The following is a 4,608-nucleotide window of genomic DNA, read 5'->3' as shown; positions in this document are numbered from 1 at the left end:
CAGCGTGGGCGGCCTCGCCGAGGCCATTGAGTGCCCACGGTTCGTACCCTCGGAAGCCGGTCTCACGGAAGCCAGTCAGGGCCCGTTGGTGGTATTCGGCGGCCTGGGCGGGGCCTGCCGAGGCGGGTATACAGGACGCCGATAATGTCCAGCGCGGCCCGATTCTCCGGTGCGGTTACCCAACTGCCGGTACAGGGTCAAAGCCTGCTGTAGGTGGTCGCCGGCCGGCCCGTATCGGCCCGACCGGTCTTCGACCTCACTGAGGTTGAGCAGTACGTAAGCTGTGCCGTCCTGATCGCCGGTCTGCCGGTGCAGGAGTAGGGCCTGCTCGAAGTAGTCAATGGCTTTCCGGTGACGGCCCAGCAGCGCCTCGACGCTACCGAGACCGGTCAGCCCGCGGGCTTCGCCGTCGCGATCGCCGGCCTGTTGGTACAGCGGCACGGCCTGCGTGAAGTAGTCGGCAGCCGCTTGGAAACGGCACTCACCGTACGCAGTGATGCCGAGATCGTTCAGCGTGCGAGCCTGGCCGTGCGGGTCACCGGCCTGCCGGAACAGAGCCAGGGCCTGCTGGAGATGCGCAGTAGCCAGCCCGTACCGGCCCAGCCGCCAGAGAGCGACGCCGAGATCGTTCAAGGCATGGGCGTGTCCGGTCGCGTCGCCGGTGTGGAGCACGGCGTGGTGTGCGTGACCATGCACGGTAACGGCGTCGGTGTAGTGGCCGCCGGAGAGGTAGCGGTACAAGGTGCGGGAAAGCCGGATGGTGTGGGTGGGCCATCCGTTGGTAGCGGTGTGCGCGGCGACGGCCACCAGGGTGGGTCGTTCGGTGTCCAGCCAGGCGAGGGCGGTGTCCGAGTCGCTCAGGTTTGGGGTGCGAGCGCCGGTCACGGGGATCCGGGGGCGAAAGCTGGACTCGGCGGGGTACAGGGTGTCCATGGCCGCGGCGGCGGTAGCCAGGTAGAAGTCGAACAGGCGGGTCAGCGCAGCACGGCGCTCGGGTGGGCGGTCCTCGTCGTGGGCGCGGGTGGTGGCGTAGGCACGGACGAGGTCGTGGAAGGTGTACCGGCCCGGTACGGCCTGTTGCAGCAGGTGATTGCGATGCAGGTGGTCCAGCCCGGTCTGGGCGGTGTCCAGGTCGGTGTCGGTCAGAGCCGCGGCGGCGTACGCGTCGAAGTCTCGGCCGGGGTGCAGGGCGAGCAGCCGCAGCAGTCGACGCTGGTCGGCGGGTACGTGCTGGTAGGACAGGTGGAGGGCGAGTTCGACGCCGGTGTCCAGGCGCCGCTGGTGGTGGCGTTCGTCGAGTCGGTCGGCGTGGTCGGTCAACGTCCAGCCCGGTGTGTTGCGGATGTGCCCGGTGATCAGGCTCAGGGCCAGGGGTAGGTGGCCGCAGCGCTGGGCGATCCGGGCGGCAGCGTGCGGATCGGAGCCGGCGGGCACCCCGGGTACGGCCTGGGCCAGGAAGGCCAATGCCTCGTCGGGGGGGAAGACGTCCACGGACAGGTGGGTCGCGGGGTGTAGGTCGGTGAGGCGGCGCCGGCTAGTGACCAGGGTGAGACAGCCTGGCACGGCGGGCAGAAGCGGGCGGACCTGTTCGGTGCTGGCGGCGTTGTCCAACACCACTAGGGCCCGGGTGCCGGCGAGCCGGTCGCGGTAGGCGGCGGCCCGGGCGTCGAGGGTGTGGGGGATCTGCTGGCCGGGCATTCCGAGCAGGCGCAGGAACCCGTCCAGGACGGCTGCGGGGTCGGCCGGCGGCTGTGCCGGGTCAGGGTCGAAGCCGCGCAGATTGACGAACAGAACCTTCTCGAACGGCTGATGCTGGTGGAGCAGGTGTCCGGCGTGCACGGCGAGTTGGGTCTTGCCGACCCCGGCCATCCCCTCGATCGCGGAGATCACCACCGCCTGCCCGCCCTGTGCCGCGTGGCGGAGCCGGTCGAGTTCGACGGTGCGGCCGGTGAACCCCGCAAGATCCTGCGGCAGCCGGTCCTGCACCCGGACCTGGGACACCGCCTCGATCTCCCCGCCCACGACACGCAGCGCCTGCCGCCATAGGGTCACGTACCCGGTGTCCGGGTGCAGCGCCCGGACCACCGCGAGCACCAGGTCGGTGTCCAGGCGTCGCCGACCGGGCCGGAAGCAATACGCAACGGTGGACCTGCGCGTCAGCTCACCGGCCGGCCGGCCCGCCGCCGTCCATACCTTGTTGACCCGGTCCTTGATCGTCTCGTAGGAGGGATCACCGGCCCAGACCTTCAACAAGCGCAACCGCTCAACGAGATCGGCGGCGCTCTTCGCCTGCCCCGGGTCGGGCAGCGCCGTAAACACCTCTGCCCGCGCGGTCACCGGTTCCCCTGACAGCGGCATCACCCACCCCCATGATCCGGGTCGATGTCTCAATGTTCGAGGCTAGCGACCTCATCACCGACGGCGGTCGCCCATCAGACACTCCGCGCCATCTGCCCCAAAACGGATCCATCGGTGATGGCGCCGAGGGACGGCGTCCAAATTCGTCCAAAATTCCCCCACGCCAGACGTCGACGCCTGACGCTGGCACGGACCGCGCAACGCGGGCCAACCCATCGAGGAGACACGATGAGGAGATCTATCAAAGCTGCTGTCACGGGTGCGACCGCCGCGACGGCGACGCCGAAGCTCGAAGTAGGTCAACAGTGATCAGGAAATCTCGGGTGCTCGCCTGCGCCGCCGCACTGGTGGCGGTCGTTCTCGTGCCGGCGTCACCGGCCTCGGCCGAACCGAGCTGCGACACGGGCTACCACTGCGGCTGGGACATCGGGTTCAGCACCGGCAAGGTCGCGTTCTTCAACAGCGACCCCGACTTTCGCAACGACAGGTTCAGCACCGGGCAGATCGTCGACAACAACATCAAGTCCGCGAAGAACCGCACCAGCTCGAACTACGTGAGCGTCTACTACTACGGCGTCAACTACACCGAGGACATCGTCTTCTGCGTGAACCCGGGCCAGGACGTCCAGAACCTGCCCGACGACGGGGTGCCCGGCAATGGCATCGGGGAGGCCAACGAGGCCAGTTCCCTGCTTTTGATCGCGGGCGGACCGTTCTCAACCTGCTACTGATCGGTGGGCGCATGCCGGGCATCCGATTGGCATGTCCCATCGGTGATGGCGCCGGAGGCCGCCGTCCAAATTCGTCCGAAGTTCCCCCGCGCAACACATCGACGCCTGACGCTGGATTTCTTGCCGGCGCCCCGGTACCGAGTCGAGAGGAAGGAATGCGATGAAAAGGTCTCTGCGTCTGCTGGCCGTCGCCCTGGCAGCGGGACTTGCCCTCGCCGCGAGCCCGCTCCCGTCGAGCGCATCCGTGACGGGAGCGGCGAAAGCCACCAACTGCGACCCCTGGCAGGGAAGGAATATCTACATCAGCGTCCTCAAGCCGGACACGCCGAAGATGGTCATCGGCATCAACCGCGCCTCCATGAATTCAGGCGAGAGAGCCATCCTGGCCACTCTCGACGTGAACGCGCCCAATCAGCGCTGGGACTACCGGCCCTGTCTCCTGGGCGGAAGCTGGTTCCTGCAACTGCAGAACCGGAAGTCTCACCTCTGCCTCGACAAGTCCGAGGACGTACCCAACGGCAACGGCAACGCCGTCTACCAGTACCGGTGCAGCGACCCCACCAGTTCCCCGCCGGCCAACAACCAGCTGTGGCGGCAACAGTCCCAGGGCGGCAGCTCCGGACAGTGGCAGCAGCTCTACAACCGGGCCGGCAACCGGTGCCTCGACATCACGAATGAGAAGTTCGAGAACGGCGCGCTCCTGGTCCAATGGGATTGCGCGCCCAACCAGACCGACACGACCAGCAGGACCCAGCAGTGGAACGCCTACCCCTGATCAGACACGCTTGACGAAGGGTTGGCTTCATGTCTTCTGGGCAGGCTCGTCGCTTGGACATCGGAGATGAGCGGTCCTGACCGGTCAGTGGATGGACGGCAGTCTCACCGCAGGGCCGGCACCGCTGATGTCCACCATGCCGATCCGGGTCGGGACCGCGACTTGAGTGCGGCCGCGCCAGCGGACCCACAACGCCACCGCGCCGGCATCAGCCTCCGCGATCAGTTTCTGCAGTGACCACACCTTGCCGAACCGGTCGATCTCGATGGCCACGTTCGACAGGTCCCCGCCGCGCTCGCACACCACGTCAAGACAGGCGCGGCGGGGCCCTCTCTGTGTCTGCCGCGTGATCCGACCCCGGCACCTCGCGCTCGGCCCGCGCCCGCCCGGACAGCAACCCGATCAGGGGCAACGCGATCGAGGGCTGCGGGTCCACCAGCATCCGCAGCCAGAAGTCGATCGCGGCACCCTGCGTACCGGGCGCCACCCCGACCGGCATCAGCACCCGCTGCCGCCCAGCTCCGATGCGGAACTCCGCCTGGATCTCCCTGTGCTCCGGGAATGTGGTGCTCAACCACGCCGCGACCGGGCTCTGCCGGTCCTTCACGGCCTCCCGGTAGTAACAGCGAAAAATCAACGCCAGCGCTGGTCGCGATGTCAGGCAACGGGTAGCTGACCGACACCTTCAGCACCACTCGTGACGAGCGCTGCTGTTGTTTCTGGGCCGGAAACTACTGGGAGGCG

General features: G+C 67.8%; 5 protein-coding genes. 2 read left to right on the top strand and 3 right to left on the bottom strand.

What is annotated here, in order from left to right; all coding sequences use genetic code 11:
- Nucleotides 1-75 precede the first annotated feature (75 nt).
- The gene (locus tag AB0O15_RS47785) at nt 76-2,337 is read right to left on the bottom strand and encodes a tetratricopeptide repeat protein (RefSeq protein WP_364334846.1); all 2,262 of its coding nucleotides are present in this window, start codon (nt 2,335-2,337) and stop codon (nt 76-78) included.
- 326 nt (nt 2,338-2,663) lie between these two features.
- On the opposite strand from AB0O15_RS47785, the gene AB0O15_RS47780 reads away from it, so the two are divergent.
- Together AB0O15_RS47780 and AB0O15_RS47775 are read left to right on the top strand one after the other, a co-directional pair.
- Complete coding sequence (locus tag AB0O15_RS47780) at nt 2,664-3,089, top strand: peptidase inhibitor family I36 protein (protein WP_364334843.1); 426 nt, start codon at nt 2,664-2,666, stop codon at nt 3,087-3,089.
- A 160-nt stretch (nt 3,090-3,249) separates the two neighbouring features.
- Nucleotides 3,250-3,864, top strand: coding sequence for an RICIN domain-containing protein (locus AB0O15_RS47775; RefSeq protein WP_364334840.1), 615 nt, complete (start codon nt 3,250-3,252; stop codon nt 3,862-3,864).
- Nucleotides 3,865-3,948: 84 nt separating this feature from the next.
- On the opposite strand, the gene AB0O15_RS47770 is transcribed toward AB0O15_RS47775, so the two are convergent.
- Nucleotides 3,949-4,137, bottom strand: coding sequence for a hypothetical protein (locus tag AB0O15_RS47770; protein WP_364334837.1), 189 nt, complete (start codon nt 4,135-4,137; stop codon nt 3,949-3,951).
- A gap of 34 nt (nt 4,138-4,171) precedes the next feature.
- Complete coding sequence (locus AB0O15_RS47765) at nt 4,172-4,471, bottom strand: hypothetical protein (protein ID WP_364334834.1); 300 nt, start codon at nt 4,469-4,471, stop codon at nt 4,172-4,174.
- Nucleotides 4,472-4,608: the final 137 nt, after the last annotated feature.

Source organism: Actinoplanes sp. NPDC089786 (assembly GCF_040684855.1).
In the GTDB taxonomy this organism is placed as follows: Bacteria; Actinomycetota; Actinomycetes; order Mycobacteriales; family Micromonosporaceae; genus Actinoplanes.
The sequence above is the reverse complement of the archived record's forward strand: the minus strand, read 5'-3'. Positions and strand labels throughout refer to the sequence as shown.